The 23,652-nt window shown below is 69.0% G+C and carries 37 protein-coding genes and 1 tRNA gene; 13 read left to right on the top strand and 25 right to left on the bottom strand.

Annotated features, from left to right (window positions below):
- The 12 genes from HCK04_RS09615 to HCK04_RS09670 all read left to right on the top strand — a co-directional run bounded on the left by HCK04_RS09615 (position 1) and on the right by HCK04_RS09670 (position 10,119).
- Positions 1–3,636 carry a hypothetical protein gene (locus HCK04_RS09615; protein WP_142646828.1) on the top strand — a complete coding sequence of 1,212 codons (3,636 nt, stop codon included), beginning with the start codon at positions 1–3 and terminating at the stop codon, positions 3,634–3,636.
- A gap of 22 nt (positions 3,637–3,658) precedes the next feature.
- On the top strand, positions 3,659–4,849 hold the full coding sequence (locus HCK04_RS09620; protein WP_168065778.1) for a hypothetical protein: 1,191 nt from the start codon (positions 3,659–3,661) through the stop codon (positions 4,847–4,849).
- Between the two features lie 12 nt (positions 4,850–4,861).
- The gene (locus HCK04_RS09625) at positions 4,862–5,527 is read left to right on the top strand and encodes a hypothetical protein (RefSeq protein WP_142646830.1); all 666 of its coding nucleotides are present in this window, start codon (positions 4,862–4,864) and stop codon (positions 5,525–5,527) included.
- Between the two features lie 8 nt (positions 5,528–5,535).
- Positions 5,536–6,276 (top strand): hypothetical protein, encoded by a 741-nt coding sequence (locus HCK04_RS09630; RefSeq protein ID WP_142646831.1) that lies wholly within the window; start codon positions 5,536–5,538, stop codon positions 6,274–6,276.
- Position 6,277: 1 nt separating this feature from the next.
- Positions 6,278–6,907, top strand: coding sequence for a hypothetical protein (locus tag HCK04_RS09635; protein WP_142646832.1), 630 nt, complete (start codon positions 6,278–6,280; stop codon positions 6,905–6,907).
- A 49-nt stretch (positions 6,908–6,956) separates the two neighbouring features.
- Positions 6,957–7,394, top strand: a complete 438-nt coding sequence (locus HCK04_RS09640; RefSeq protein WP_142646833.1) for a hypothetical protein — start codon at positions 6,957–6,959, stop codon at positions 7,392–7,394.
- A 52-nt stretch (positions 7,395–7,446) separates the two neighbouring features.
- Positions 7,447–7,779 (top strand): hypothetical protein, encoded by a 333-nt coding sequence (locus HCK04_RS09645; RefSeq protein WP_142646834.1) that lies wholly within the window; start codon positions 7,447–7,449, stop codon positions 7,777–7,779.
- 53 nt (positions 7,780–7,832) lie between these two features.
- Complete coding sequence (locus HCK04_RS09650) at positions 7,833–8,792, top strand: peptidoglycan recognition family protein (RefSeq protein WP_168065780.1); 960 nt, start codon at positions 7,833–7,835, stop codon at positions 8,790–8,792.
- A 68-nt stretch (positions 8,793–8,860) separates the two neighbouring features.
- Complete coding sequence (locus tag HCK04_RS09655; RefSeq protein ID WP_142646836.1) at positions 8,861–9,349, top strand: lamin tail domain-containing protein; 489 nt, start codon at positions 8,861–8,863, stop codon at positions 9,347–9,349.
- 48 nt (positions 9,350–9,397) lie between these two features.
- Positions 9,398–9,637, top strand: coding sequence for a hypothetical protein (locus HCK04_RS09660; protein ID WP_142646837.1), 240 nt, complete (start codon positions 9,398–9,400; stop codon positions 9,635–9,637).
- A 53-nt stretch (positions 9,638–9,690) separates the two neighbouring features.
- Entirely contained in the window at positions 9,691–10,035 is a 345-nt protein-coding gene (locus HCK04_RS09665) for a hypothetical protein (RefSeq protein ID WP_142646838.1), read from the top strand.
- Between the two features lie 6 nt (positions 10,036–10,041).
- Positions 10,042–10,119 (top strand) — tRNA-OTHER (locus HCK04_RS09670).
- Between the two features lie 348 nt (positions 10,120–10,467).
- Here the strand turns inward: HCK04_RS09670 and HCK04_RS09675 are convergent.
- The 25 genes from HCK04_RS09675 to HCK04_RS09790 form a co-directional block, all read right to left on the bottom strand.
- Positions 10,468–11,136: a hypothetical protein gene (locus HCK04_RS09675; RefSeq protein WP_142646839.1), complete on the bottom strand. Its 669-nt coding sequence runs from the start codon at positions 11,134–11,136 to the stop codon at positions 10,468–10,470.
- 10 nt (positions 11,137–11,146) lie between these two features.
- Positions 11,147–11,722 carry a recombinase family protein gene (locus HCK04_RS09680; RefSeq protein ID WP_142646840.1) on the bottom strand — a complete coding sequence of 192 codons (576 nt, stop codon included), beginning with the start codon at positions 11,720–11,722 and terminating at the stop codon, positions 11,147–11,149.
- A 67-nt stretch (positions 11,723–11,789) separates the two neighbouring features.
- Positions 11,790–12,770 carry a tyrosine-type recombinase/integrase gene (locus HCK04_RS09685; RefSeq protein ID WP_142646841.1) on the bottom strand — a complete coding sequence of 327 codons (981 nt, stop codon included), beginning with the start codon at positions 12,768–12,770 and terminating at the stop codon, positions 11,790–11,792.
- 139 nt (positions 12,771–12,909) lie between these two features.
- Positions 12,910–13,140 (bottom strand): hypothetical protein, encoded by a 231-nt coding sequence (locus tag HCK04_RS09690; protein ID WP_142646842.1) that lies wholly within the window; start codon positions 13,138–13,140, stop codon positions 12,910–12,912.
- 70 nt (positions 13,141–13,210) lie between these two features.
- Complete coding sequence (locus tag HCK04_RS09695) at positions 13,211–13,612, bottom strand: hypothetical protein (protein ID WP_142646843.1); 402 nt, start codon at positions 13,610–13,612, stop codon at positions 13,211–13,213.
- Positions 13,613–13,854: 242 nt separating this feature from the next.
- On the bottom strand, positions 13,855–14,214 hold the full coding sequence (locus HCK04_RS09700) for an HU family DNA-binding protein (protein ID WP_260617177.1): 360 nt from the start codon (positions 14,212–14,214) through the stop codon (positions 13,855–13,857).
- A 38-nt stretch (positions 14,215–14,252) separates the two neighbouring features.
- Positions 14,253–14,516, bottom strand: a complete 264-nt coding sequence (locus tag HCK04_RS09705; RefSeq protein WP_142646845.1) for a hypothetical protein — start codon at positions 14,514–14,516, stop codon at positions 14,253–14,255.
- Positions 14,517–14,603: 87 nt separating this feature from the next.
- Entirely contained in the window at positions 14,604–14,792 is a 189-nt protein-coding gene (locus tag HCK04_RS09710; protein WP_142646846.1) for a hypothetical protein, read from the bottom strand.
- Between the two features lie 86 nt (positions 14,793–14,878).
- Positions 14,879–15,127 carry a hypothetical protein gene (locus HCK04_RS09715; protein ID WP_142646847.1) on the bottom strand — a complete coding sequence of 83 codons (249 nt, stop codon included), beginning with the start codon at positions 15,125–15,127 and terminating at the stop codon, positions 14,879–14,881.
- Positions 15,128–15,208: 81 nt separating this feature from the next.
- Positions 15,209–15,406, bottom strand: coding sequence for a hypothetical protein (locus tag HCK04_RS09720; RefSeq protein WP_142646848.1), 198 nt, complete (start codon positions 15,404–15,406; stop codon positions 15,209–15,211).
- Between the two features lie 59 nt (positions 15,407–15,465).
- Positions 15,466–15,678 (bottom strand): hypothetical protein, encoded by a 213-nt coding sequence (locus HCK04_RS09725; protein ID WP_142646849.1) that lies wholly within the window; start codon positions 15,676–15,678, stop codon positions 15,466–15,468.
- A complete protein-coding gene (locus HCK04_RS09730; protein WP_142646850.1) occupies positions 15,675–15,968 on the bottom strand; it encodes a hypothetical protein in 294 nt (97 codons plus the stop codon). Before HCK04_RS09730 ends, HCK04_RS09725 begins: the two co-directional genes overlap by 4 nt.
- A gap of 20 nt (positions 15,969–15,988) precedes the next feature.
- Positions 15,989–16,195, bottom strand: a complete 207-nt coding sequence (locus HCK04_RS09735; protein WP_142646851.1) for a hypothetical protein — start codon at positions 16,193–16,195, stop codon at positions 15,989–15,991.
- A gap of 191 nt (positions 16,196–16,386) precedes the next feature.
- Positions 16,387–18,594, bottom strand: a complete 2,208-nt coding sequence (locus HCK04_RS09740) for a hypothetical protein (RefSeq protein ID WP_142646852.1) — start codon at positions 18,592–18,594, stop codon at positions 16,387–16,389.
- Positions 18,591–18,827, bottom strand: a complete 237-nt coding sequence (locus tag HCK04_RS09745; protein ID WP_142646853.1) for a hypothetical protein — start codon at positions 18,825–18,827, stop codon at positions 18,591–18,593. Before HCK04_RS09745 ends, HCK04_RS09740 begins: the two co-directional genes overlap by 4 nt.
- Positions 18,827–20,065 carry a hypothetical protein gene (locus tag HCK04_RS09750; protein WP_142646854.1) on the bottom strand — a complete coding sequence of 413 codons (1,239 nt, stop codon included), beginning with the start codon at positions 20,063–20,065 and terminating at the stop codon, positions 18,827–18,829. The genes HCK04_RS09745 and HCK04_RS09750 overlap by 1 nt, the downstream gene beginning before the upstream one ends.
- The gene (locus tag HCK04_RS09755) at positions 20,065–20,406 is read right to left on the bottom strand and encodes a WhiB family transcriptional regulator (RefSeq protein WP_142646855.1); all 342 of its coding nucleotides are present in this window, start codon (positions 20,404–20,406) and stop codon (positions 20,065–20,067) included. Before HCK04_RS09755 ends, HCK04_RS09750 begins: the two co-directional genes overlap by 1 nt.
- Positions 20,407–20,507: 101 nt before the next feature.
- The gene (locus HCK04_RS09760; RefSeq protein WP_168065782.1) at positions 20,508–20,669 is read right to left on the bottom strand and encodes a hypothetical protein; all 162 of its coding nucleotides are present in this window, start codon (positions 20,667–20,669) and stop codon (positions 20,508–20,510) included.
- A gap of 82 nt (positions 20,670–20,751) precedes the next feature.
- Positions 20,752–21,207 carry a hypothetical protein gene (locus HCK04_RS09765; RefSeq protein WP_142646856.1) on the bottom strand — a complete coding sequence of 152 codons (456 nt, stop codon included), beginning with the start codon at positions 21,205–21,207 and terminating at the stop codon, positions 20,752–20,754.
- 22 nt (positions 21,208–21,229) lie between these two features.
- Positions 21,230–21,655 (bottom strand): transcriptional regulator, encoded by a 426-nt coding sequence (locus HCK04_RS09770; protein ID WP_142646857.1) that lies wholly within the window; start codon positions 21,653–21,655, stop codon positions 21,230–21,232.
- 4 nt (positions 21,656–21,659) lie between these two features.
- Positions 21,660–21,839 (bottom strand): hypothetical protein, encoded by a 180-nt coding sequence (locus HCK04_RS09775; RefSeq protein ID WP_142646858.1) that lies wholly within the window; start codon positions 21,837–21,839, stop codon positions 21,660–21,662.
- Positions 21,836–21,979, bottom strand: coding sequence for a hypothetical protein (locus tag HCK04_RS09780; protein WP_168065784.1), 144 nt, complete (start codon positions 21,977–21,979; stop codon positions 21,836–21,838). The genes HCK04_RS09775 and HCK04_RS09780 overlap by 4 nt, the downstream gene beginning before the upstream one ends.
- A gap of 7 nt (positions 21,980–21,986) precedes the next feature.
- A complete protein-coding gene (locus HCK04_RS43475) occupies positions 21,987–22,118 on the bottom strand; it encodes a hypothetical protein (RefSeq protein WP_260617178.1) in 132 nt (43 codons plus the stop codon).
- Positions 22,119–22,242: 124 nt separating this feature from the next.
- Entirely contained in the window at positions 22,243–22,458 is a 216-nt protein-coding gene (locus HCK04_RS09785; protein ID WP_142646859.1) for a hypothetical protein, read from the bottom strand.
- Between the two features lie 82 nt (positions 22,459–22,540).
- A complete protein-coding gene (locus tag HCK04_RS09790) occupies positions 22,541–22,735 on the bottom strand; it encodes a helix-turn-helix domain-containing protein (RefSeq protein ID WP_260617179.1) in 195 nt (64 codons plus the stop codon).
- A gap of 178 nt (positions 22,736–22,913) precedes the next feature.
- Between HCK04_RS09790 and HCK04_RS09795 the strand changes: the two genes are divergently transcribed.
- Entirely contained in the window at positions 22,914–23,621 is a 708-nt protein-coding gene (locus HCK04_RS09795) for a GntR family transcriptional regulator (protein WP_142646861.1), read from the top strand.
- The last annotated feature ends 31 nt before the right edge of the window (positions 23,622–23,652 follow it).

The following is a 23,652-nucleotide window of genomic DNA, read 5'->3' on the forward strand; positions in this document are numbered from 1 at the left end:
GTGGCGGCAACCATGGTGCGTGACCTGCGGGCCAACCTGTCCCTGGGAATGTCCGATGAGGAGTTCCAGCGGGGCATGGACGGCCTGAAGCGGTCCGCGCCCCGCGATGGGGAGCAGATCGCCGGCGCGTTCTCTAAGGCCTTCTCCCGGCAGCTGGGGGCGGCGTTCCGCAGTCTGCCGCAGGCCGAGATCACCGCCGACTCATCCGATGCCGAGATCAAGGTCAACGCCCTGCGGTCGAGCCTGCGTGAGCTGGCGAACAAGCGGATCGGGATCGACATCGACAGTGCGTCGGCACTGGGGGAGATGCGGGCCATCCGCTCCGAGTTGGAGGGTCTGCAGCAGACCGGGGACATCGCCGTGCGGGCCGACGTCACGCGGGCGTTGGCTGCGCTGAACTCCGTCGAGCGTGAGGTTGAGAAGCTCGACCGGCAGGACGTCGATATTGACGTGGACGTGGACGGCGCCGCAGCGGCGGTCACCCAGGTCGGTCTTCTGGAAAAGGCCCTGTCGTCGGTCGCGTCGGTCGGCCCGGCCCGCATGGCAGCCGTCGCCGGGGCGATCAGCCTGCTGCCGATCGCGGGGTCGGCCGCCGCCGGGGCGATCGTGACCGTGCTGGGTGGCGCGCTGGCCGCGGTCGGCTTGGCCGCCTCGCGGGGGTCGGAGACCGCGCAGGCCGCGCTGGAGCGCCTGCGGCAGGCGGCCGAGACCGAGGCGGCCCGGACGGGTCAGCCGTTCGAGAAGGTCTGGGTCACGATCGCCGACGAGGCTGAGCGGCAGCTCGGCAGGTTCGGCCCGATCGTCCGGCGCAATCTTGAGCAGCTCGCGCCCACCGTGCAGAGCTTCGTGCGGGACGCCGGGGAGTCCCTGGGTGAGCTGGAGCCCGCGCTCGACGGCATCGCGCGGGCTTTCGCCGCCGTGCTGGCTGATCTTGGCCCGGCCATGCCGGAGATCATGGGCCATCTGGCTGCCGCGATCACCGAAGTGACCTCCGCGGTCGAGGAGAACCCCGAGGCGATCACGGAGATGGTCAACGCCCTGGCGACGCTGGTCGAGTGGGGCGGCAAGGTCCTCGGCTTCTTGACCCGGCTCAAGGGCTCCATCGACGACAACGCCGCCGTGTTCCACGTTCTGGCGAACGCTGTCCTGCCCGGGTCGACCGCCCTGTATGCGCTGGTGGACGGGCTCGGCAAGACCGAGAAGGCCGCGACCACGTCAGCGCAGGCGACGCAGGCCGCCGCGGTGGTCGCCGACCAGACGTCGTCGTCCCTGGCGTCCCTGGCCGCGGCGTACGGCCTGGCCGGTGACGACAGTGTCGCGGCGGCCCAGAAGATGCTGGACGCCTGGTCGAGCGCTTACAGCGCGTTCGGGAACCTCGGCGGCGCGCTCCAGACCATCGAGCAGCGCACCCGGGCGAGCACGGGCGGCACCAACCGGCAGGCGCAGGCATCCGAGCGGCTGGCGGAGGTGCAACGGCAGGCCGCGGAGAAGATCCAGCGGGCGGAGCGTGACGTCGCCGACGCCTCCGAGCGGGCCACCGAACGCGTCGCGCAGGCCAAAAGGCAGCTGTCCGACGCGCACGAGCGGGCCGCTGAGCAGGTGGCGACCGCCCAAGAGCGGGTTGCCGACGCCCAGGAAGCGGTGTCTGAGGCGGTCGAGCAGGCGGCGCAGCGAGAGGCCGACGCCGTGGCGCGGGTCGAGGAGGCCCGCGAGCGGGCAGCCCAGGCAGCCGAGGATGCCGGCCGGAAGATCGCACAGGCTGAGCAGCGGGTAGCCGACGCCCAGGAGGACGCCGCCGACCGCGTGGCGGACGCCGAGCAGCGGGTCGCGGACGCCCAGGAGGACGCCGCCGACCGCGTGGTCGACGCCGAGCGGCGGCTGCAGGACTCCCACGCCCGGACCGCGGATGCCGTCGAAGACCTGACCCGGGCGCGGGAGCAGGCCGCGGAGCGGCTGGAAGACCTGCAGCGGCAAACAGCCGGCATCGAACTGGACGAGGAGTCGGCGCAGCTGGCCATCGAGCGGGCCCGCCTGCGTATGCAGGAGGTCAACGCCGACCCGAAGGCAACAGACCTGGACCGCCGGGAAGCCGATTTGGCGTACCGGCAGGCGCTGCAGCGGCTCGACGACGTCCGCCAGCGCAACGCCGACCTGCGGGAGGAACTCGCCGACGCCCAGCGCGCCGGCATCGAGGGCAGCGACGAGGTCATCCAGGCCAAGGAGCGCATCGCCCAGGCGCAGCAGGAGGAGCAGGACGCCGAGCTTGCCCTGGCCAAGGCCCGGGAGGACGCTGCCAAGCAGGTCGCGCAGGCGGAGCAGGGCCTGGCCGACGCCCGCAAGGATGCCGCCCGCCAGGTCGCAGCGGCCGAGCAGGGCCTGGCCGACGCCCGCAAGGATGCCGCCCGCCAGCAGCAGGACGCCGAGCGGGAGCTGGCCAGGGCTGAGGCGGAGGTTGACCAGGCGCGGATCGCCGGTGCGAAGGACGTGCAGAAGGCGAAGGAGGACCTCGCGAAGGCGGAGACGGACGCGGCGAAGACCGCCCGGGACGCTGCCCGTGACGTCGCCGACGCCGAGGAGGCCCTGCGGAAGACCAAGAAGGACGTCGCCCGGGACATCCAAGACGCCGAGGCCGCGCTGACGAAGGCCAGGCAGGACGCGGCCCGCGACGTGATGAAAGCCAACTCCGACGTCGCCGGGTCCTGGTCGTCCATGGGCGGCACCGTCAAGGTGACCACGCAGGAGTACCTCGCCGAGCTGGAAAAGCAGGTCAAGGCGCAGGAGGACTGGGCGTCCAACCTCATCTCGCTGGCGGGGCGGGTGCCGGACGAGATGCTGAAGGAGCTCGCCGAGCTCGGGCCGGGCGGCGCCCAGATTGTCGAGCTGGCGACGCAGATGTCGGACGCGGAGCTGCGCAAGTTCATCGACTTGCACGGGCGGTCCGGCAAGGAGGCGGGCGACACCTTCGCGAAGAACCTCGCGGAGGCGGGCCCGGTGCTGCGGGAGATCGCCCGCCAGCGCGGCGAGGAGGTGGCCGACAAGGTCCGCGAGGGCATGAACAACGGTGCCACCAGCGTGTACGAGGCGGCCCGGCGGATCGGTCTGCGAATCACGCAGGAGGTCGGCCCCGAGCACAAGATCCGCATCACGGCGGACGCCGCCCCGGCGTACGGCGTGCTCAACCAGCTGCTGCACGACATCGGCCTGTCCAGCGCCAACGTGTCCGTGGGCGTGCTGCAGAACGCCAACGGCAACATCCTTATGGCGAACGGCGGCGTCCTGTCATTCGCCGGGGGCGCCGAACAGCACATCGCGCAGATCGCCGGGCCCGGAACACGCATCTGGGCCGAGCCCGAGACGCAGGGTGAGGCTTACATTCCGCTCGCGCCGAGTAAGCGGGCGCGTAGCGAGGAGATCCTGTCCAAGGTCGCCGACATGTTCGGCGGGGCGTTCGTCAAGGCGGCACCCGCTGGCGGGATGCCTGTGGCCGGCGGCGACGGCGCGACCACGGGCGGCGGCATCAGCATCGGCCAGATCACGCTCGCCTTCGCCGACGACCGCGACATGTACACGAAGGGCGCCGAGTTCGCCGCAGGCCTGCGCGAGTACGCCCGCCGTGGCGGTGTGCTCCCTCGATGAGGTGGAACGGGGTGATGGTCTGATGCCCTTGCCGACGATCATCGCGGAGGTCCAGTTCACATCGGGCGTTTGGACGGACGTGTCGCAGTGGCTGCAGGCGCCCGCGACCGTACGGCGCGGTAGCAGCCGGGTGGAGTCGCCAGTCATCCGGTACGAGCCGGGGACCGCGACGATCCGCTTAAAGAACGGCGACCGCCGTTTCGACCCGACGAACACGGCCGGGCCGTACGTGTCCGGCGGCGTGTCCCAGGTGACGGCGATGCGCCCGCTCCGGATCCGCGCCCAGTATGGCGGCGACACCTACAGCCTGTTCCGCGGGTTCGTCGATCTGTGGGATGTGAGCTGGATCGCCACGGTCCATAGCGTGGTGACGGTCACCGCAACGGATGGATTCAAGGTCCTCGCGAACAAACGCCGGGTCGCCGTAGACCCGCCAGTCGGGGCGGGCGAGACCACCGGCGCGAGGATCAACCGCATCCTCGACTCGGCTGGCTGGCCGTCCGGTGACCGGAGCATCGCGACAGGCAACTCGACGGTGCAGGCGACCGATCTGTCCGGCGATGCGCTGTCGGAGTTGCAGCGCGTCGCCGAGAGCGAGATCGGCGAGCTGTATATGAGCGGGTCAGGCCAGGTCGTGTTCCGGAACAGGCACGGCATCCTGCAGGATTTCCGATCCACCAACGTCATCGTGACCTTGGGCCAATCGACGACCGCACCGGCCCCGTTCGAGGTGCGGTTGAACACCGACGACGCGACCTTGTGGAACGAGGTCATCGCGCAGCGGGCTGGCGGCGAAGAGAGAACGGCAGGCGACTCGGCGAGCCAGACCAAGAACACGACGCGCACGTATCAGCGGTCCGACCTGATGTTGGAGTCAGACGTTGATGTCGGCAACTGGGCGCAGTGGGTGCTGTACATCTCGAAGGATCCGGAAACGCGGTTCGACGAGATCAAGATCCACGTTCATGCGGACCCGGACACCCTCGTTCAGCCGGCGCTGGCGCGGGGTATCGGCGACCGGATCCAGATCTGGCGGCGCCCGCCCGGCGGCGGGTCCCCCATCGTGCGGGACTGCTTCATCCGCGGCATCTACCACGAGATCGGGCAGGCGACCTGGGTCACCACGTGGAGCCTTCAGAGCGCGACCCGCTACATCTCGAACTTCTTCGTGCTCGGCAGCGGGGTCTTGAACAGCGACATCGTGTCGTACTGAGGGGGTGCGCTGGTGCCGTTCAAGGACTGGGGTCTTGAGGTACTCACCTCAGCCGACGTGAACACCTACCTGATGCAGCAGGTCATCATCCGGTGTACGTCCACCACCCGGCCGGGTAGCCCGGCCGAGGGCTGGCACATTTATGAGACCGACACCAGGCGTTTCCTGGTCTACAAGTCGGGGTCGTGGGTGCGGGAGGGCGAGCAGGAGCTGTACGCGGTCAAGACGTCTGACGAGTCGTACTCGTCGACGTCGATGCACAACGACGCGCATTTGGTCCTGCCGGTCGCGGCGAACAGGACGTACTGGATGGACCTGCTGCTGATGGGCAGCGGCACACTCTCCGGGCACAACTTGGTCGCCAGGTGGTCGGTCCCGTCCGGGTCGACCATGTTGTGGGCGAGCAACCACCCGGCCCTGAACGACCCGGGCGTGACCAGCACAAGCGGCAACAACGTCAACAAGCGGGTGTGCGACGCGGGCACCGAGATCAACATCCGTGTGAGCGTCGGCGGCGGGCACGGCACGACGAACGCGGTCTACACGACGCGGGCGCGGGGGATCCTCAAGACCGGCAGTACGACCGGCAACCTCCAGTTGCAGTGGCGATGCGGTAGCGGGACGACGGCGACCGTGCATGAGCTGTCCACGCTGCGCCTCCAGGCAATCCAGGGATGAGGTGACAGGTGCCGTTCAAGACGTTCGGGAGCGCCACACTCACCGCTTCTGATGTGCAGACCTACCTCATGGACCAGTGCGTCATCCGATGCACGTCCACGAGCCGCCCGCCCAGCCCTAGCGAGGGCTGGCACATCTACGAAACCGACACCGGCCGGCGCATGGTGTACACGGGCGGGTCGTGGCGGCCGGAGGGCATCTACGAGCGGCTCAAGGTCAAGCCCGAGACCACCGCAATCTCTGGCTGGTTCACCCCTGTCTACGACGCGCACCTGCGCTTCGACCTTGAAGCCAACAGCACCTACTGGCTTGAGGGCTTCCTCATGTTTCAGCAGTCCGGGGAAACTCCCGCGAACAACACCCAATGGACCTCGCTGGGATGGACCTTCCCCGACGCGGCGTGGAAAACCCGCACCTGCTGGAACGCGCCGATGGGCGACCCCTCGGGAACCTCCGCGGACACGAGGGTCCGGCTGGGCACATATGCGTTCCCGGAGGCGTGGAAATACTCGGTCGGCAAGCGGGATATCGGCATCTCGGACTCCGACCCGAACAACTACATCAACTGCGGCCATAACTTCTGCGCCTGGGCGGACGCGACCGGGGCCGTCTGCGAGCCCGAGGCGATGATCAAAACGACGACCGCCGGGACCTTGATCCTCACCTGGTCCGGTGGCTGGGGCGGCGCCAGCAACTTCAACCTGAGACTCCTGGCCAACTCCTGGTTACGCATCCGCAAGGCCGGCTGACGTGGGATACAAGACCTTCGCCAACGGCGAGTTGTTCACCACGTCCGACCTGGACGCGCTGCTGATGAGCCAGGTCATCATCCGCTGCACCTCGACCACCCGGCCCCCGCAGCCGGCCGAGGGCTGGCACATCTACGAGACCGACACCCAGCGCCTGAAGATTTACCAGGGCGGGCAGTGGGTCGACGACATCGGGGCCGGTCAGGACCTCGTCGCTGTCAAAAGCTCCGACCAGTCCTTCTCCAGCACTTCAGACTCCGGAATCTCCGACCTGTCTGTGCCGGTCGCGGCGAACAGCCAGTACGTGCTGGAGTGCTTCTTGGGCGCCACCTGCGCCAACAGCGGGTCGTTCCTGGACTTCGACTTCGTCATCCCGTCCAACGCGAACGTCTACTTGGTGACGAATCACTCCGCGAGCGATGAGGGCCCAGTCAACAAGGCTGCGAGGCAGACCGGTGCGATCGCCATGTCGGCCTGGGTCCAGTCCAGCGGGTCCGTGGTTCAGATCCGCGGGTTTCTCCAAGTCGGGGCGAATTCGGGCAACTTCTCGGTGAACGTCCGTACGAACACTTCGGGGCAGACCATCACGATCAAGGCGTTGTCCGCGATCCGCCTGCGCAAGGTCATCTGACCGCCGCTCCGCGGAGCGTGCCGCCCACAACACAACTGAAGAGGCCCCGATGCGCCGTTTCCTGCCGCTCGCCGACCACCCGTTCGAGCTGCTGTTCGGCGTCATCGCCCTGCTCGGGGGTGTGGCGCTGGTCGCCGCGGGGGCGGCCCCGGCCAGCATCAACGCCACCCTGCCCGTGCTCGTGGTCAAGGCGTGGGGGCTCGTCCAGGCAGGCGCGGGGGCGCTCATCGTCTCCGGGATCATCACCCGGTATTGGCGCCCGGCCCTGCTGCTGGTCGGGCTGCGCCTGGAACGGGCCGGGCTGTGGCCCCTCGCCGCGGCGTGCGCCGTGTACGGGGTGGTCGCGGTCGTCCACGCTGGGCCGAGAGCCATGTACCCGGGGGGTGTCCTGATGGTGATCGCCGCGGCGTGTGTGGCCCGCGCCCGAGCTGTCTCCCGGCTGGAGGCGACGATCCGTAAATACGTGGGGGGGTCGGGTGGCGAGTGAGTGGCTGACGCCGGCGGTTGTGGCGTTGCTCGCGGGCGGGGTGGGGTCCGCGGTGACGACTGTCGTGCGGGCGCGTGTGGACTGGCGCAGGTCCCGGCTTGAGGAGGAGCGTGCCCCGGTCGAGTTGGAGAGCGTCTTCATTGGCGGCGCCGAGAAGGCCGTGCAGGCGCTGCAGGTGGCGTTGGACCGGGCGGAGTCCACGATCAGCCGGTTGGAGCGGTCGCTGTCGGAGCGTGACGAGAAGCTGCAGGAACGCGACCGGAAGATCGCCGAACTGGAGCAGGACCTGACGAACACTCTGGCCCGTCTCGCGAGGTTGCAGGAGCGGTGCGAGCAGTTAACGGCCAGGCTCGCCGACCTACGAGCCGACGACAGACCAATGTAGGGGGACCGTTGAAGGACATCCGAGCCGCGAAGCACGGCGGCACACAGAACAGCGTGACCCGCATCGTCATCCACGGCACCGTGTCCCCCTGCCAGCGGGGCGGCGCCGTCAACGTGGCCCATTACTTCCAGACCCCCGGTGCCGGGGGTTCCGCCCACTACGTGGTGGACCCCGGCGAGGTCGTCCGCTGCCTGGCTGAGACCACAGTCGCGTATCACGCCCCCCCGAACACCGGGACGATCGGTGTGGAGCTGTGCGACCCGCAGAAGGGTGCCGCCTCCCGGTGGGGAGACGACGACCATGAGGCGATGCTGCGCCTCGCCGCGGACCTCGTACGGCGCATCGCCCAACGCTGGGACGTGCCCCTGCGCCGCCTCACGGTGGCGGACGTCAAGGCCGGCAAGCGCGGCATCTGCGGCCACGTGGACGTGAGCAAGGCGTTCCACCAGTCCGACCACACCGACCCCGGGGACGCCTTCCCGTGGGGGCACTTCATGGCCCTGGTGTGCGGCGAAACCCCTAAGGCCGCCAAGCCCGCCCCGACACCCGCGAAGAGCGAACCGGAGGAGACCATGCCCGAGATCGTGTCCCTGGGCCTCGAAGACCACATCGTCGTGCCCGCGGGGGTGGACTACCAGCCGTGGTGGACCGCCGAGTGGAAGGACACCGCCGGGTGGCATCCCGCCGGCGGGCAGTCGATCGCGCCCACCGTGGATGTGTGGGCGGACCTGACCGCGCACGTCACTCTGACGGGGCTGGTGCCGGGGGAGGCGGTCCGTGTGGGGCTGACCCGGCACCTCGCGGACGGCACGGTGGTGGACATCGCCTGGCCGAACGGGCAGCTCTCGGTGGTGCATGCGGACGCTGACGGCCGGGCCGAGGTCGACCTGAACGGGCACGTCAAGCTGTCCGCAACGACCCGGGGCCGGGTCACGGTCCGGCACGACTCGGTGAACGAGGTCACGCTGGACCAGTCGAGCCTGTTCAAGGGCATCCTGCACCGCTACCAGTGACCGGAGCCGATCCGGCCAGGGGCGCCTTCGGGTGCCCTTTCTCATGTCCCCCTGACCGAGGAACCAACGTGAAACGACTCGCTCTGATCGCCGCCGCCCTGCTGGCCGGCGTGCTCGGCTTCGCCGGGGTGGCGAACGCCGCCAACGAGCTGGAAATCACCCGCGTCAACTACAACGCGATGGGCGCCGACACCCTCGCCAACAGGTGGCAGGAAGCCATCTACCTGGAGAACCCCGCCACCACGGGCGACCCGCTGGACATCTCTGGGTGGACCGTCCACGACACGTACAAGAACGCCGAAGGCCAGTGGGGCAACGCCTACACCTTCCCCGCGGGTACCAAGGTCGCGCCGGGGGCGCTGGTCATCGTCACCCCGTCGAACGGCGTCGACAAGACCGCCCAGAACGCGACGCAGGTCTACTACATGGACTTCAAGCGGGGCTACAACGGCCACTTCCTGAACAACGGCGGCGACACCGTCTACGTCGACAACGCGAGCGGGGCGAACGTCACCTCGTTCACGTACGACTTCGACAACGGCTACTACGTCCGCTGACCCCTGGTCTTCCCGCCACCGGAGCGGGTGTCCCTCAAGGAGAAACCCATGCCCACCACCCGCGCGAAGTTCCGCTGCGTCTCCGTCGAGACCTTCCACGCCAACGACCCCGACGGGCAGCGCAACTACCGCTTCAGCGCCGAGTACGACACGACCATCCCCGAAGACCAGCGGTACGCGAAGTACACGCCCATGGGCAACCTGTCGATCACCGTCACCAACCCGAACGTCAGCTTCGAGCCCGGCCAGTCGTACTACCTCGACTTCACCCCGGTCGACGCGGCCTGACCCCTGAGCCTCCCGCCACCGGGGCGGGACCGTCCCCCAAGGAGGGGCACCATATGAAGATCTTCAATCGCGAACCGGCGGTCTGGGTGTACGCGGTGAACAGCCTCGTCGCCCTGCTCGTGGCGTTCGGCCTCAACCTGTCGCAGGAGCAGACCGGCGCCATCACCACGATCGCGACCGGCGTCCTGGCCGCTGTCGTGGCGGTGCTGACGCGGCCGTTCGTCGTGTCCGCCCTGACCGGCGCCGTCGGCACGGTCCTGACGGCCGTCGCCGCGTTCGGGCTGGAGCTGTCGTCCGACCAGATCGGCGCGTTCGTCACCGCACTGGGTGTGGTGCTGTCGCTGGTCCTGCGGATGAACGTCACACCGGCGGCGGACCCGGCGCCGGGCCGGGTGTGAGACGGGGCTCCTGTCATCCAACGGTAGGACCCTGCGTCTTTCCCCGGTGGCGCGGGAATGCGGGTTCGAGTCCCGCCAGGAGCCACCTCAACGTGACGAGCGCCCGTCCTTCCCCCGAGCGGGGAGGGGCGGGCGCTCCTTTGTCGTTTCTGTCGGTGCCGCCGCCTATGCTCCCCACCGAGGGTCCTGCTCGGTCCCACCGGAAGCGTCGTCTCCCGTCGCGCGAGGCGGTGAGGCGGCGCTTTCCTCATGCCCCCAATCGCGGCGCCGGCGTTGCGCGCGGGCCACGCGGACGAGCAGGTCGTACATGCGGTAGTCGGCGCTCAACGTCATACCCGCCATGGTGGCTCCCCACGGTGGGGGCACGCCACCCGGTCACAGCAGAACGCCCCACTCCCTGACGGGGGTGGGACGCTCTCGTCGTGTCTGGGGTCAGAAGGCCGGCGACTCGAGTAGGTCCTTCGTCCAGTACGGCTCGAGGTTCACGAACAGGGTGAGCCAGTCGGCGTCGTACGGCCAGCGCGCCACGGCGCCATCCTCGACGAGATGAAGCAAGGTCCGGGACGGCGGACTCGAACCGATCTCGAGCGGGACCGACCATGGGTCAAGGGTCACCGGGAGCATGACCGGCTTCATCCCAGCCCGAGAGCACGGGGCGAGGAGCGAGACGCCAGAGGCCCGCTCCACACGTATCGGCTCATGCCAGGAGAGCGTGCCGTCGTCGTCGGCCTGGTTCTGCTCGAGGTCGACAGCCGCGCGGAACGGCCCGTACAGCTCAGACAGCCGTGATGCGTTGCGCTCGCGGTCCGCATCACGGCCAGGCCCGCCATCGAGGCTGGGCCCGCCGACGCGAATCATGGCAAAGACGCCGGCCACCAAACCCGCATGCACTCGAGCGAGGGCGGCGACCTGCTCCATCGGCCACTGCCGCGGCGGGGACATGTGGACTTGGCCGATCGCGTCGATGTACCACCGCTCGAGGTCGCGGGGATCGTCTGGACTCGAGATCCAGTCCTGCACCTCCGCCAGGGTGGCGGTCGCGGCGACGTCGCGGATGATGCGCTTGAGGGCGTCGCGGGCGAGGGATTCGTGTACTGACATGAGGGCTCCGTCAGGTGCGCTGAAGCGCTCGGTAGATGGCGGGCCGGCTCACGCCGAAGGTGTCGGCGATCTCCCGCACGGTGTGCAGCCGCTTCCCGTCGTCGCCTCGAGCTTCGTACATCATCCGGGCCTGGGCGGTACGGGTCGGGGTCATCTTGGTTCGTCGGCCGCCGACGCGTCCTCGAGCTCGAGCGGCCTCGAGCCCGTCGAGTGTGCGTTCCACGATCATGTCGTGCTCGAACTCGGCGTAGGCGGCGATGATCCGGAAGAACAGCCGGCCCGCTGGGGTGGAGGTGTCGATGCCCTGGTCGATTACCCGGAAGTGAACGTCTCGGGCCTTGAGGACCTCGAGCACGATTTCGTGGAGTTGCTTCGCGGATCGGGCCAACCGGTCCAGCTTCGTGATGACGAACGTGTCGCCGGGGCGAAGCACGAGAAGCGCGGTGTCCAACTCGGGCCGGCGCTCGAGCTTGCCCGACATCTTGTCGATGAAGATCTGCTCGCATCCGATGGCGGCGAGTGCGTCCCGTTGGGCCTCCGGGTGTTGATCCCGTCGAGAGACGCGGCCGTACCCGATCAGTGCCATGTGTCCACCCGGTGATTGTGTATCGGAAACGTTGCTGGTGTTACGTAGTTTTCGTTCACGGGTTTCGTTACAGGTCGCTCCTGGGGGTTCGCCCTCGCGACTGTGCCGTCTCAGATTCGATCGTTTCCGTACGGCGCATGTAGCGGTCAGACGTCGCCGGCGTCCCCGACCCGATCGCGTCCCGCAGTTGGGCGATCGGCGCGACATTCTCCTCGGCCAGAGCCGCAGTGGTCTGCCGTAGCGACTGCGGCGTCACGCGCTCAGGCTGCTCGAGACCGGCCTCCCGGGCGATCCGCTGAACCAGGCCGAAGAGATAGCGCCGATCCACCCGGCGCCCGGTCGCCGTGGCGAACAGCGGACCCTCGAGCTCTGCAACCGGCACGCCGGCATCCCGGGCCCGATCCTCGAGATAGCGGTCAACCGCGGCGGCTGTGGCGGCAGGTAGCCTGCGTGCCCGCCCTCGCCGGTTCTGCGCTGTGAGCCGCACAACGCGGAACCCTCGCTCCGTCTCGAGCGAGGACACATCGAGATCGGGCACATCCGACACTCGAGGGCCGACGGTCAACGCGAGCCGGATTACAGCGGATGTCCGCAGGGCTGCCCGTCCATAGTCGGCGTCCGCCCAAGCGACCATTGCTCGAGCCTCATCCGCGTTCAGGCAGGCTGTCTCGAGGTAGGTACCGCCGCGGCGAGGGCGGTCGGTCGCGGCAAAGCTCGAGGTCGGGATCGCGCCCTTACTGGCCAGGTAGGCGTACCAGTTGGAGACGGCAGCGAGCTTCGCGGCCACGGTCGCGGGCTTGCTGTTGCGCGGCGGCATCTCGAGCCGCCGCGCCCACAGGTTGCCATCCCCTCGAGTCGCGGTCAGCGGATCAATCCCCGCGCCAGCCGCGAAGTCCAGCCACTGGGCGAGGTGCACCCGATACGCCCGCCGGGTCGCGGGGGAACCGAATGACCACACCCACTCGAGCGTGAGCCGCTGGATCTCGTCCGGCAGCGGCGAAGGCAGCTCGAGATCCCCGGCGGTCGCGCGCTCGAGAGTGTGGGTCACAGTGCTCCTTCTTGGTCGTGGGAATCGGCATTCTCGTAGCCCAGCCGGTCACCCATCACGGGCTCGTGAAGTGACTTCACCAACAGGTCTCCAAACGAAGCGTCCCGTCCGCCACGGTGGGCGGGACGCAAGGACGGGGTCAGCGGGCCATCGTCCACCAGTCCCGCGCGTTGGCCTCATGCACCCGGCGGTCCGCCTCGTGCTGCCTCAGCATGTACCGGTCGGCGTGCCGGTCCTCACTCGTACCGGAGGCCAGACGGCGGCGGCACTCGTCCGCCTTCCGCCCCGATTCACGCGCCTGCGCTGCGGCCTCTCGGGCTCGCTGCGCCCACGCGTCGGCCTGCGGGTTCTTCTTGCTGAACAGTCCCATCACGGGCTCCTTCGGTTTTCTTGGGTTGGAGATGGTGTCCCGCCTGTCAGAGCGGACGGGACGCGGTGGGTCACGCGGTCGGCTTCTCGGTGGGTGGCTCGGCATGGACCGTCTCGACTTCCCACGGCTCGACCTGCCAGCCTGCGGCGCGGAATGCCTGCCGGTACTGCTTGAGTTGCTCGTACCAGTAGTCGCCGCTTGGGGTCTTGAAGCTGCCGTTGACGACGTGCCGAATAGTCACGGGGCCAGTCCTGCCGGGGCGGTTAGGGATGTACCAGCCGTTGGCGTCGGTGCACCGGTGGACTGCATCGCCGTAGATCATGGCTGGGGCGAACCCGGCGTCGGTGAGGACCTTGGCAGCGGCAACGGCGATCGGGTCGTTCAGGCTTCTGGGCCACATGCCGGGCGTGGCGTCGGGCATGGACGTTGCTGCCTCGGTCGCGGCCTGCTTGCGGTGAGCGTCAGTGATCACTGGATGGTCCTCTCACGCAGGGGCGTCCCGCCCACCGTGGCGGACGGGACGCGAGGGGTGAGGGCTACTTGCCGCAGCGGTGGGTCAAGACGTTGCCCGTCCGGTTGCAGTTCGGGCACCGCCACGTGATGCGGATGGGCAGGATCGGGCTGTTCGGGTTGCGCTTCACGATCGTTCTCCTTCGATCTCGTGGGGGGGTGTCCCGCCCCGGGGAAGGTGAGGCGGGACACCAAGGGGGATGGTCAGGCGGCGACCGTCACGCGACCGCCCTCGGCCACCGTCGCCTTGAACTCGATGCCGGGCTTGAACGCCGGCACGTTCTTCGCCTCGATCCGGATCGGCTCCCCCGTGGACGGGTTGCGGCCGTCCCGGGCGGGCTTGTGGACCTGCTCGAACGAACCGAACCCGGTGAGCTGGACCTTGTCCCCGTTCGCGACGGCGGACGTGATGGCGTCGAGGATCGCGGTCGTCACGGCGTTGACGGCGTTCTGCGGCAGACCGGTGACGGTGGCGGCCTCGGCGACGAGCTGCTTGCGGTTCATGTGCTTCTCCTCGTGTGTCGGAGGTGGGGGTGGAGCCTGAGCGCTCCGGGCACCCGCCACAACCCGCAGGCTGTGGCAGGCACCCGCAACAGTCGGCCCTATTCGAGGCGGCTGTACACCCGCGTGAAAATGTCCCAGGCCTCGATCATCGGCTTGATGACCTCGGCAGGCGCGCCGTGATTCATGGCCAGATTGAGGATCTCCAGCATGGTCTCGTCGTCGTGGTCGTAACCGTGGTCGGCCACGAGTCCCCAGATGGCCTGCAGCGCAACGCCCGGCGCGAACAGGATCGGCATCTGCTCGTAGCAGGTCGCGATCAGGGCAGCGGCATGGGCCGCCGCTTCGTTGAGGTCCTTGCTCATGGGTTCTCCCTGGTCGTGGTGGAGGGGTGGAGCTGACTGCTCCGGCAGTCCCCGCCCGGCGAGCGGGCGGGAACCCGCAACCGTCAGCTACTTCTTCTTGCCGCCCTTGGCGACGTAGCCCTCGCCGTGACGCTCGCTGATGACGGCACCGCCCGGCACCCGCACAGCGCTCTTGCCAGTCGTCGAGTCCCTGTGAACGACGTGCTTGCCGCTCTTGTCGCAGTCGACGGAATCCTTGCCGTCGCTGCTGGTGAACTTCGCGTCACACTTGCCCATCTCGATCTCCTTCGTGGGGGCGGGGTGGAGCGGTCTGCTCCGGAAGCGCGACCACCCGGGAGCGGTCGCGCAACCGCAACGACCGCTCAGCCGAGCAGGCGGCCGAGGCCCTTCGGACGGGCCCCCGCCTGACGCAGCGCGTCCTCCTGCAGCTTGTTCGCCTTGCGTGAGCCGACCTGCTGCTCCAGCACCGCCCGCGCCTTGCGCTTCTCGACGGACGTCACGCCGTGTCCGTTCGCCGCGATCGCGAGGGTCCGCAGGTCATTCGCCGACGCGGACTTGCCCTGCAGCTTCGCCTTCTCGGCGTCGCTCATCTTGCTGCTGAAAAGCCCCATGATGGGTGTGCTCCTTCGTTGGGTTGAGGGGGTGGCGTCCCGTCCGTTGCCGCGGGCGGGACGCACAAGGTTGGGTTGAGGTCAGGAGTGGATCCACCACATGCCGGACTCGCGCGCCTTCACCGCAGCGGCGGCCTGCTGCTCCTGGTGGAACTTGGCCTTCTTCTGGTCACCGCGGGCGGCGGCCTTCACCGCAGCGGCGGCGTGACCGTCGCGGACCAGCGCCCAGTTCGTCGTCTGCGGGGCTGGCTCGGGCTTCTTGCTGCTGAGCAGACCCATCGGGGGTCCCTCCTTCTGGTGGTGGTGGTGGGGCGGGTACCGGTCGGAGCCCGCCGGGGTCAGTTGGGGTTGGCGATGTACCGGGTCACTGCGAAGCCACCGAGGACTACCGCGAGCACGAGCACGCCCATGTCGTCAGCGGCGTACGCCCACAGGCCAGCCGCCGCGAACAGGCCAAGGGTGATCAGCTTGAACGTGGCCGGGCCGACCAGCTTGAGGACGATCACCCCGACCGCCACGGACACGACGGCCTTGACGAGCAGCGGCGTCATCGGGCACCCCCGGTGATGGCGCGTTCCGCCTGAGACCGACGCACACCCAGGACCGGGCGGCCGTGCGTGGCGACCGGCCCCACACGGACCCGCAGCGCCTGCAGGTTGGTCGCGAGGTCCTCCGGCGTCCAGTCGTCGTACGCCCCGGGCCGCACCTTCGTGAGGCGGGTCAACAGCTCCGGCAGGGGCAGCGACGGCGCGGGGCCGAACGCAGCGAGCACGTCCACCCCCAGCCGGTCACCGGCCACAGGCGCGCGCCGCCCCCGCAGCACGGTCTTGGGGAGATTCATCGATCGGTTCCTTCCGGTGGTCAGTCGTCTTTGCGGCCGAGCGGCCCGCGAATCTCGCCCCGGCGTCCGCAGCGGGGGCAGGGCCGGTACCGGCCGGGGATGATGGCGCTGCGGATCTTCCCGGTCCCCTCGCACTTCGGGCACTCACGGAGCGGGTTCCGAGCGAGGCTCACCCACACCGCGACGATCGCCACGATGACGATCAGGACCGGGAGAACATGATCCATAAGGGGCTCCTTTCAAGAGCCGGAGGTGGGGTCGGGACCCCTAACCGGGGTTAGTGATCCCACCGCTGGGTTAGGCCACCCGGATTTCGGGACTGACCTGCGGAAAGTGGGCTGGGTTAGCTGGGTTAGGTCGGTTAGTTCCAGGCCTTCCAGACCCCTCCAGAAGGGGTTTCGCGGGGTGCGGCACCACCTCACTCACCCGCCTCTCGGGACGCCTTCACGCTCCGCACCTCGGCCGGGTCGAGCCACAGGATGTTGGCCTTGTTCGTGACCCGCACCCCGTACTCCCGCGTCAGGATGTCCCGCAGATCCGTGCCACGAAGGGACTCGTACGGGCGCCAGCTCGGGGCGAGCTCCCGCAGCCTCGGAGGGATGTCAGCCACGCGCACCCGATCGGCGCCGAGGACCTCGTCCAGGTCATCGAGAAGGTCCCGGCCCGGGGTCGGTGCGGGCCTGCCGCTCGGGCCGATGCCGGCCTTCTCCCGGATCCGCATCGCCCGCTCGACCACCGGCCCGGCCTGCGCCTGCGACACGAAATGACCGCGCAGCAGGCCAGGCTTCGGGGTGAACCCACGGGCCATGAACGTGCCGACGTCGCCAGGCCCTTCGTCGGTCTTCGGCTCCAGCCCCACGGCGGAGATACCCGCCTTGTAGGAGCCGGTGCCCAGCACCGCGTCGTTGGACAGCTGGTCACCGATGGCGAAGCACGCCCGGTTCGACGTCACCGCGATCAGACGCCGCGGCAGGGAGTCCGACGACGGTTCCGGCGTCGCGTACACCAGCGTGATGGCGTACTTGCGGGCGGCGTTCTCCAGCTTCACGCACGTCTCGATGGCCTCCTTGCGGAGGGTTTCGTGCAGGAACAGCGCCTGGCACTCATCGATGACGGCGATCCGCGGGCGGAGCCGGGCGTCCTTCTCGGCGAGCTCCCGAGTCACCGCACGGGCGCCGTGCTCCTTCAACGCCTTACCGCGGACGGTCAGGTCGGCGTACAGGTCCCGCAGGTTGTTCAGGCACGCCTCCGCCACGTCGTCCCCGGCTCCGGTCATGAGCGTCCGCAAGCGGGGCCGCATCGGGTCGTAGTCGGCGTTGTCCGCCATGACGAACACGTCGATGTCGACCAGCGGGTCGAGCATCGCCCCGAGCAGCAGCGTGATGATGAGGGACGACTTGCCGGAGCCCATCATTCCGGCGATGACGTAGTTCGCCTCGAACAGCCGCCCGTTGACCCGCCGGCCGCGGATGTCCACTGCGACGGGGACGCCCTTGAAGTAGTCGGCGGTGCCGTCGTTGAGCAGCGGCCACGGCTCGACCGGGCCGGATAGGGATCCCTGGTCGGCGACCCACAGGTCCAGCACACCGGGCAGGTCGCGGGGTTCGGTGGCCCACACCTCGACGGGGAACCGGACGAGGTTGTGCGCGAGGAGCTTCTTCTTGTCGTTGATCATCTCGACGGTCACGGCCGGGGGCAGCTCCAACTGCGTGTGGTAGCCCTTGCCGTCCCGCTCGGTCGGCAGGACGAACCGGGGCCGCCACCCCTCCTTGAAAGCGCGGTCGAGCTTGGAAATCCCCAGCTCACGCAGCGCGTTGAGGATGGCCCCTTCGTCGGGGATGAGATCGCGGTCCTTGACTTCGTCCTTGTCGGCGATCAGCCAGCCCACGGGGGTTCCGCGGCGCTTACCCTCCCGGAACGCGGACACCACGAGCGCCACCGGCAGGACCGGCCACAGCCACTTGACCAGCGTCAACAGGGCCTTGATGACGTTGCCGGCGATGTGCCACACAGTCGGGAAGTCGCCGACACCGGTCGCCCACACGGCGGTGGACAGGGCGAGCAGCAGCATCAGCGCGCCGATGATGCTGATCCCGAGGACCTTCGCGATGTTCATGGCGAGGATCGGCAGCTCCATCAGCCGGTCGTGCCGCTGGTGCTTGGCCTTCTCCATCCGGTCGACCCACTCCGCGAGTGCCTCGCGGTCGCCGATCGCTTCGGCCTGGCGGATCGCCCGCCGGTACACACCCAACGTGAGGCCGTCCCAGGCGCGGACCTGCCACGAGTGCCAGCCCTGACCTGCGGTAACGGCCACGTGGGCGGTCACGCGGGCGGCCTTCACCGTCCCGGGGGAGGGGCGGACGGCGATGACCTTCCCGCGGATCGGCGCCGGGAGCATCCGCACAGGCGGGGTGTTCGGTTCGTCTACGACCTCGCCCTCGTAGACGTACTGCTCCACCTCGTCGCGCTCGTCGTCGGGGACGGGCAGCGGCGGGGCGTCCTCCGGCCGGCGAACAGGCAGCCGCTGCGCCTCCTCTTCGGTGAGCTCGTCGTCGTCCTCTTCGGGGAGGAGTTCGACCTTCGGGCGCTCCTCGCCGCCGGGGATCAACCGGAACGGCCTGGTCATCGGATACCTCCCAGAGAGCCGACGTGGGCGGTGACGGCGAGCAGGATCGACGTGGTGATGAGCAGGGCCACCATGACCGCGCCCCATCCGAGGGCGGCTGTGGTGCGGAGGAACCCGGCGCGGCGGGCGGCGGCGACCATCTCGGCGGGGGTGCGGGCGTTGTCCTCGACCTCGTGCAGGGAGCACACCGCGAGCAGCAGCACCACGAGGATCGGGGCCAGGTAGGAGAGCATCAGGACACCTCCGTCAGGTCGAGGTCGTCAGCGAGCGGGGTGTGGTGCCCGTTCACGGGCTCCTGGAAGGTCGCTGACGGCGCCTTCGGGGCGTCGTGGCGCACCGCGGGCGGCCAGATCCGGACGAGGTCTTCGAGGTACGACTGGATACGGTCCGCCTTCGGCTGACCGACCCGGAGGTCGGCCTTGATGCGCTTCACGCCGGGCACGCGGCCCTCGGAAAGCTCGTCGGCGTACCTGTTCGCAGCGACCGGGTACAGCGGGTCGGGTACGGGTCCGTTGGGCAGCGAAGGCGCAGGCTGCTCCGCGGGTACCCCGGGTACCTCGGCCTCGTCGGTGGGGTCGTCGCCGGGGGTGGGGGTACCCAGGCGGGTACCGGTACCCGCCGCGGCGGTGAGCGGGTGGTCGAGGGCCGCCCAGGGGGCGACCGCGGGCATGGTACGGAGGTCGCCGGCGGAGAACACGGCGCCGATCTGGTCGAGCATCTGCCGCATCCTGGCTTCGTCGGAGGCGAGGGCGGCGTGTTCGACGGCACGCTCGACGGCCCGGTCCAACCGGGCGAGGGCGCGGGTCAGCTTGCCCTTGCGGGCGCCGGACTGCTCCAGCATTCGGGCGCGCTTGGCGGCCTTCGCGACCCTTGTGAGGCGGCGGTGCGCGTCGACGTCGGACGCGGTGCGGTCGGACGACTCGGCCAGGCCCAGCCGGACGAGGATTCGTTCGGGGGTGATGCGCCAGTTGATGCGCTTCTTCCCGGTGAGGCGGCGCCGCTCGATGCTCATGCCGCGTTCCCACAGCCACGCCGCCACCAAGGGGGCGGTGAGGCGGAACACGAACTCGGCGAGCGACTCGGCTTCCAGACTCGACAGGACCGCCGACAGGGAGGTGAGGACCCACACGGCGGTGCCGTCGATGCCGGCGGAGTGGTGGTCCCGCATGTTGCGTCGGGCCCGGACCGCGGACGCCAATACGGCGATCTCGATGAACGCGAACAGCGCGACCCGGAACTCGACGGTGACGGCGGGGAACACCTTCTCGAAGAAGTGCCACATGCCGGACATGGACACGCCGGTCGCGATGCCCGCGGCGAGGTAGGTCAACAGGTCGGCGGGGTTCGCAGTCCGCAGGGACCGTATGGCGGGGCGGAGGATCGCGAGGATCAGTCCTGCGGCGAGGACAGCGCCTCCGGTCCACCATGCGAAAGTGGGGACGATGGTCAGCAGATTGAGCAGGGTGTCCATCACGCCACCTCCTGGCGGGCGTGCCGGCGGATGGTCCGCAGCTTCTGGTACCGCTGCCAGGGGGCGAGACCGCCACGCACGCCGTGGATCCACGAGCGGGGCAGGTCGACCTCCTCGTCCAGGGCCAAGGTGAGGCACTCGGTCTTGACGGGGCATTCGGCGCACAGGTCCGCCGCGACGTACTCGTATGCCGCCTTGCGGGTCTCGTACGCCTCCTGCGATTCGGCGCCGCCCTTGCGGGGCTCGTCGGGGTGCCAGGCGTCCGGGTCGGGCGCGTCCACGCAGTCGCCGAACCAGATGAGGAGCCACCTGAGGTCGGCGGCTTCGGTCGGGGTAAGCATTGGTGTCACTCCTGATCAAGTTGGTCGGGCGTTACGTGTCCGTCCGGTGTTCGCATCCCGGGCCCCGGCTGGCGTCACCGCCTCCGGTCGGACTGGGTGGGTCACTTGACGACGGCGCTCACGAACGTCGCCGCGCGCTCCGCACCGGTCTGCACCGTGCCGACCGCGCCACGAACGGCGTCAGCGGCGTTGGTGGGGCGGGTGAACAGGTAGAACGCGGCGAACGCGATCGCCGCCCACTTGATCCAGCGCATGTACTGCATCTCGGTCTCCTTCTGGGTGGTCAGGTGTTGTGATGAGGGGTGGTTCTCGGGCCGGGGATCCGGGACCCCGGCCCGAGGACCGTCAACAAGTGAGGGCCTCGCCCCGTACTCCGCCCGCCCACAACCGGTGCAGGCGGCGGATCGCCGCGATGTCAGCGATGTCCTTGGGGCGGCGGGCGGCTTCCTTCCACGCCAGGACGTCACCCAGGCGCATGAACGGGATGCCGTCGATCCGGTCGGCGGTGTCGATGAGGTGGTCGGTACACCAGCCGGGGGTCCACCGGTCGACGAACTCGATTGCGTGAGTGGGGTGGTTGACCCGCCAGCCGTGCCCTGACAGGGCCGGTTCCGGCATGGCCAACGAGATGGCGACCTTCCAGGCGGCGCCGCGGGTGAGGACGTCGAGGTCGCCCATGCGGGTGCGCAACCCGCGAACGTACAGGGCGGCGGAGCCGCACACCACGTAGTTCCCGTTGGGGAGGTTCAGGCGGGCGAGCTCGGCGAACAGGCCTGCGGGGTCGGTGATGGTGACGGTCATAGTGGGCACCTCCTTCGCTCGGTTAGAGGGTGATGATCAGTGCGGTGATGAACAGCCAGCCCACGTGCCAGGACTGGTCGAGGGCGTGCGCGCCGGACCCGAGGTGGCCGGCACCGAGGCGGTAGAACTCGGCCTTGCCCAACCGGTCGGCGAGCCGCTGCAGGGTGACCCTGCGGTCGGCCCAGTAGTGCGAGGCGGCGTCCATGGCCAGCCCGGCGAGCAGCGGCAGCAGGTGCAGGGTCAGCCCGGCCGCGATGACAACCAGGGCCAGGGAGGCGGTTTTGGTCAGGGTCAGCGTGGCGACGTGCCGGGCGCAGGCGGCCCGCCCCTCCCAGCCCGGGTTGCCCTTCGCGCAGGCGTCGGCGTGGGTCTGCACCCAGATGTCACCCACCGAGTGGGCGGCGTACAGGGCCGCGAACACGGCGGCGAACGTCGCGGGGGCGGTCACCTGTCTACCTCCATCCCTGGTCACGCATTCGCCGTTCGAACCTCGCCGCCTCGCGCTGCTCCCGCTCGACCCGGCGGGCGAGGGTGGGGCATGTCGTCTCGTGCTGGGACTCGTCGGCGGGGTTGCAGACGCCGCAGCCGCGGCAGTGCGCCCCGTCTCCGCGTCCGCAGCCTTCGCACCTCATCGGGTCTCCTCGGTGCTGTCGTCGTCCACGTCGTCCCAGAGGGCGTCCAGCAGGCCGGGCACGGCGTCGTCGCCGAAGTTCTGCCGGAGCGCCTCGACCAGGTCGGGGAGGGCGCAGTCGTGGTCGTCGGAGCGGCTCATCGGGTCCTCACTTCGGGTCGCGGCAGACGTGGGAGTCGCCGGAGTACACGGCGCCGCACTTCGGGCGGTTGCAGGTGTTCATGGGCTTGCCGGGCTTCTGCTTGCTGGCGCCGGCCGGCCACTGGTTGGCGGTCTTCATCGGGTCACCGCCGGGCGCTCGGTCGGGAGGTCAGCGGCGTACACGCTGCTGCCGGTCTCGGGGCACCACCAGAGGACAGGGCCACCAGCGAGGGGCAGGCTGTGGCAGGAGCATGTGTGCTGCGTCACGACGCCGCCCCCATCTCGTCGTCCTGGTCCAGGGCGATCTCCCGGCAGGCCAGGAACAGGGAGAACTCGGGGGAGCGGAAGAACGCGAGCTGCGCCCGCTCCTCGCCCTCGGTGAGGTTGTTCAGGAACTCCGCCACGTAGGCGGCGGGCGTGGCGTCCTCGGTGAGGACAAGCGTCTCCGTACGGAAAGCGCGGGCGTTACTCTGGGACATCAGATCGTTCTCCTGTCGCTAGCAGGGCGGGCGGTTCAGAGGGTCTGTTGGTGGTGGCTCACCGGCAGGCCCTCGCTGCGTTTCAGGCGGTCTGGCTCGTGGCCGTGGCGGACATCAGCGTCTCCACGTCCGAAGGCCGGAACCGGTACTCGCGGCCACCCGGCGTCTTCAGAGCCGGGATCTTGCCGGTGCGCGCCCACTCCACGACGGTCGAGACCTCGACGTCGAACAGGTGCGCCACCTCGCGGGCCTTCAGCAGGCGCTTGGACGGGGGCACGGGCATACCTCCAAAACGGACATACGACGGGCTAGGGCGGGCCGCGCTGTGCTTGGCTCGTATGTGATGACTGTAGCGCCTTATCGGAATCCCGACAAGGCTTTCTGTGAGGGGGTGAAGATCTGGCCTTGGTGCTTGCCGGATAAGGTGCCTGAGTGAACCGCCGATAAGGAGCGCCATGGAAGACGTCCCCGCCCACCTGCTCATCGCAGCCGAGCTGCGCGCTCAGATCATGGCTGGCAACCTCGAACCAGGCGCACAACTGCCGAGCACTGCTCAGCTCATGGATCAGTTCGGTGCGGCTACCTCGACTGTCCAGGCCGCGCTAAGAGCGTTGAAGAAAGAAGGCTTCCTGGACAGCCATCGAGGTAAGGGCGTGTTCGTTAAGGCGAGCCCTCTTGCGGTCGTGGACGTTGCCGCCTATTACGACCCGGCATCCCGCGGCGTCACGTACAAGCTGCTCGACGTTGCCGAGGTTCGACCTCCGGCTGATGTGGCGAGGGCGCTTGGTGAGGACCTGGCCGTCCTGCGTTATCGGCGGACTGATCGTGATGGCACGCCCGTCGAGCTGTCCTGGTCGTACTACCCGCTGAGCCTGGTGGCGGGTACGGCATTGACCGGGCGCACCAAGATTCGAGGGGGTGCGCCGGCAGTCCTCGCCGAACTCGGGTATCCCGAGCGCGAGTTCACCGATCGCATCTCGACGCGGGCGGCGACGGCTGAGGAGATCGAACGTCTCAACATTCCGCCGGGTGTCCCTGTGCTTCGACAGTTCCGGGTCATCTACTCGGACGATGCGCGACCGGTCGAGGTGAGCGTCATCGTCAAGGCTGGCAACCGTTTCGAGCTGACGTACCGGCAGGTCATACCGACCGAAGAGGCCTGATCGCTACCGATCGCTACACGGGTTCGATACT

Origin of the sequence: Microbispora sp. CL1-1, assembly GCF_012034195.1 — a bacterium.
Lineage (GTDB): Bacteria > Actinomycetota > Actinomycetes > Streptosporangiales > Streptosporangiaceae > Microbispora.

Bases quoted from the DNA above. Each gene is read 5' to 3' on its own strand.
- HCK04_RS09620 (WP_168065778.1), top strand. From the start codon at position 3,659: ATGCCCTTGCCGACGATCATCGCGGAGGTCCAGTTCACATCGGGCGTT.
- HCK04_RS09640 (WP_142646833.1), top strand. From the start codon at position 6,957: ATGCGCCGTTTCCTGCCGCTCGCCGACCACCCGTTCGAGCTGCTGTTC.
- HCK04_RS09660 (WP_142646837.1), top strand. From the start codon at position 9,398: ATGCCCACCACCCGCGCGAAGTTCCGCTGCGTCTCCGTCGAGACCTTC.
- HCK04_RS09665 (WP_142646838.1), top strand. From the start codon at position 9,691: ATGAAGATCTTCAATCGCGAACCGGCGGTCTGGGTGTACGCGGTGAAC.
- HCK04_RS09675 (WP_142646839.1), bottom strand. From the start codon at position 11,136: ATGTCAGTACACGAATCCCTCGCCCGCGACGCCCTCAAGCGCATCATC.
- HCK04_RS09680 (WP_142646840.1), bottom strand. From the start codon at position 11,722: ATGGCACTGATCGGGTACGGCCGCGTCTCTCGACGGGATCAACACCCG.
- HCK04_RS09690 (WP_142646842.1), bottom strand. From the start codon at position 13,140: ATGGGACTGTTCAGCAAGAAGAACCCGCAGGCCGACGCGTGGGCGCAG.
- HCK04_RS09705 (WP_142646845.1), bottom strand. From the start codon at position 14,516: ATGAGCAAGGACCTCAACGAAGCGGCGGCCCATGCCGCTGCCCTGATC.
- HCK04_RS09710 (WP_142646846.1), bottom strand. From the start codon at position 14,792: ATGGGCAAGTGTGACGCGAAGTTCACCAGCAGCGACGGCAAGGATTCC.
- HCK04_RS09715 (WP_142646847.1), bottom strand. From the start codon at position 15,127: ATGGGGCTTTTCAGCAGCAAGATGAGCGACGCCGAGAAGGCGAAGCTG.
- HCK04_RS09720 (WP_142646848.1), bottom strand. From the start codon at position 15,406: ATGGGTCTGCTCAGCAGCAAGAAGCCCGAGCCAGCCCCGCAGACGACG.
- HCK04_RS09725 (WP_142646849.1), bottom strand. From the start codon at position 15,678: ATGACGCCGCTGCTCGTCAAGGCCGTCGTGTCCGTGGCGGTCGGGGTG.
- HCK04_RS09730 (WP_142646850.1), bottom strand. From the start codon at position 15,968: ATGAATCTCCCCAAGACCGTGCTGCGGGGGCGGCGCGCGCCTGTGGCC.
- HCK04_RS09735 (WP_142646851.1), bottom strand. From the start codon at position 16,195: ATGGATCATGTTCTCCCGGTCCTGATCGTCATCGTGGCGATCGTCGCG.
- HCK04_RS09740 (WP_142646852.1), bottom strand. From the start codon at position 18,594: ATGACCAGGCCGTTCCGGTTGATCCCCGGCGGCGAGGAGCGCCCGAAG.
- HCK04_RS09745 (WP_142646853.1), bottom strand. From the start codon at position 18,827: ATGCTCTCCTACCTGGCCCCGATCCTCGTGGTGCTGCTGCTCGCGGTG.
- HCK04_RS09750 (WP_142646854.1), bottom strand. From the start codon at position 20,065: ATGGACACCCTGCTCAATCTGCTGACCATCGTCCCCACTTTCGCATGG.
- HCK04_RS09755 (WP_142646855.1), bottom strand. From the start codon at position 20,406: ATGCTTACCCCGACCGAAGCCGCCGACCTCAGGTGGCTCCTCATCTGG.
- HCK04_RS09760 (WP_168065782.1), bottom strand. From the start codon at position 20,669: ATGCAGTACATGCGCTGGATCAAGTGGGCGGCGATCGCGTTCGCCGCG.
- HCK04_RS09765 (WP_142646856.1), bottom strand. From the start codon at position 21,207: ATGACCGTCACCATCACCGACCCCGCAGGCCTGTTCGCCGAGCTCGCC.
- HCK04_RS09775 (WP_142646858.1), bottom strand. From the start codon at position 21,839: ATGAGGTGCGAAGGCTGCGGACGCGGAGACGGGGCGCACTGCCGCGGC.
- HCK04_RS09780 (WP_168065784.1), bottom strand. From the start codon at position 21,979: ATGAGCCGCTCCGACGACCACGACTGCGCCCTCCCCGACCTGGTCGAG.
- HCK04_RS43475 (WP_260617178.1), bottom strand. From the start codon at position 22,118: ATGAAGACCGCCAACCAGTGGCCGGCCGGCGCCAGCAAGCAGAAGCCC.
- HCK04_RS09785 (WP_142646859.1), bottom strand. From the start codon at position 22,458: ATGTCCCAGAGTAACGCCCGCGCTTTCCGTACGGAGACGCTTGTCCTC.
- HCK04_RS09795 (WP_142646861.1), top strand. From the start codon at position 22,914: ATGGAAGACGTCCCCGCCCACCTGCTCATCGCAGCCGAGCTGCGCGCT.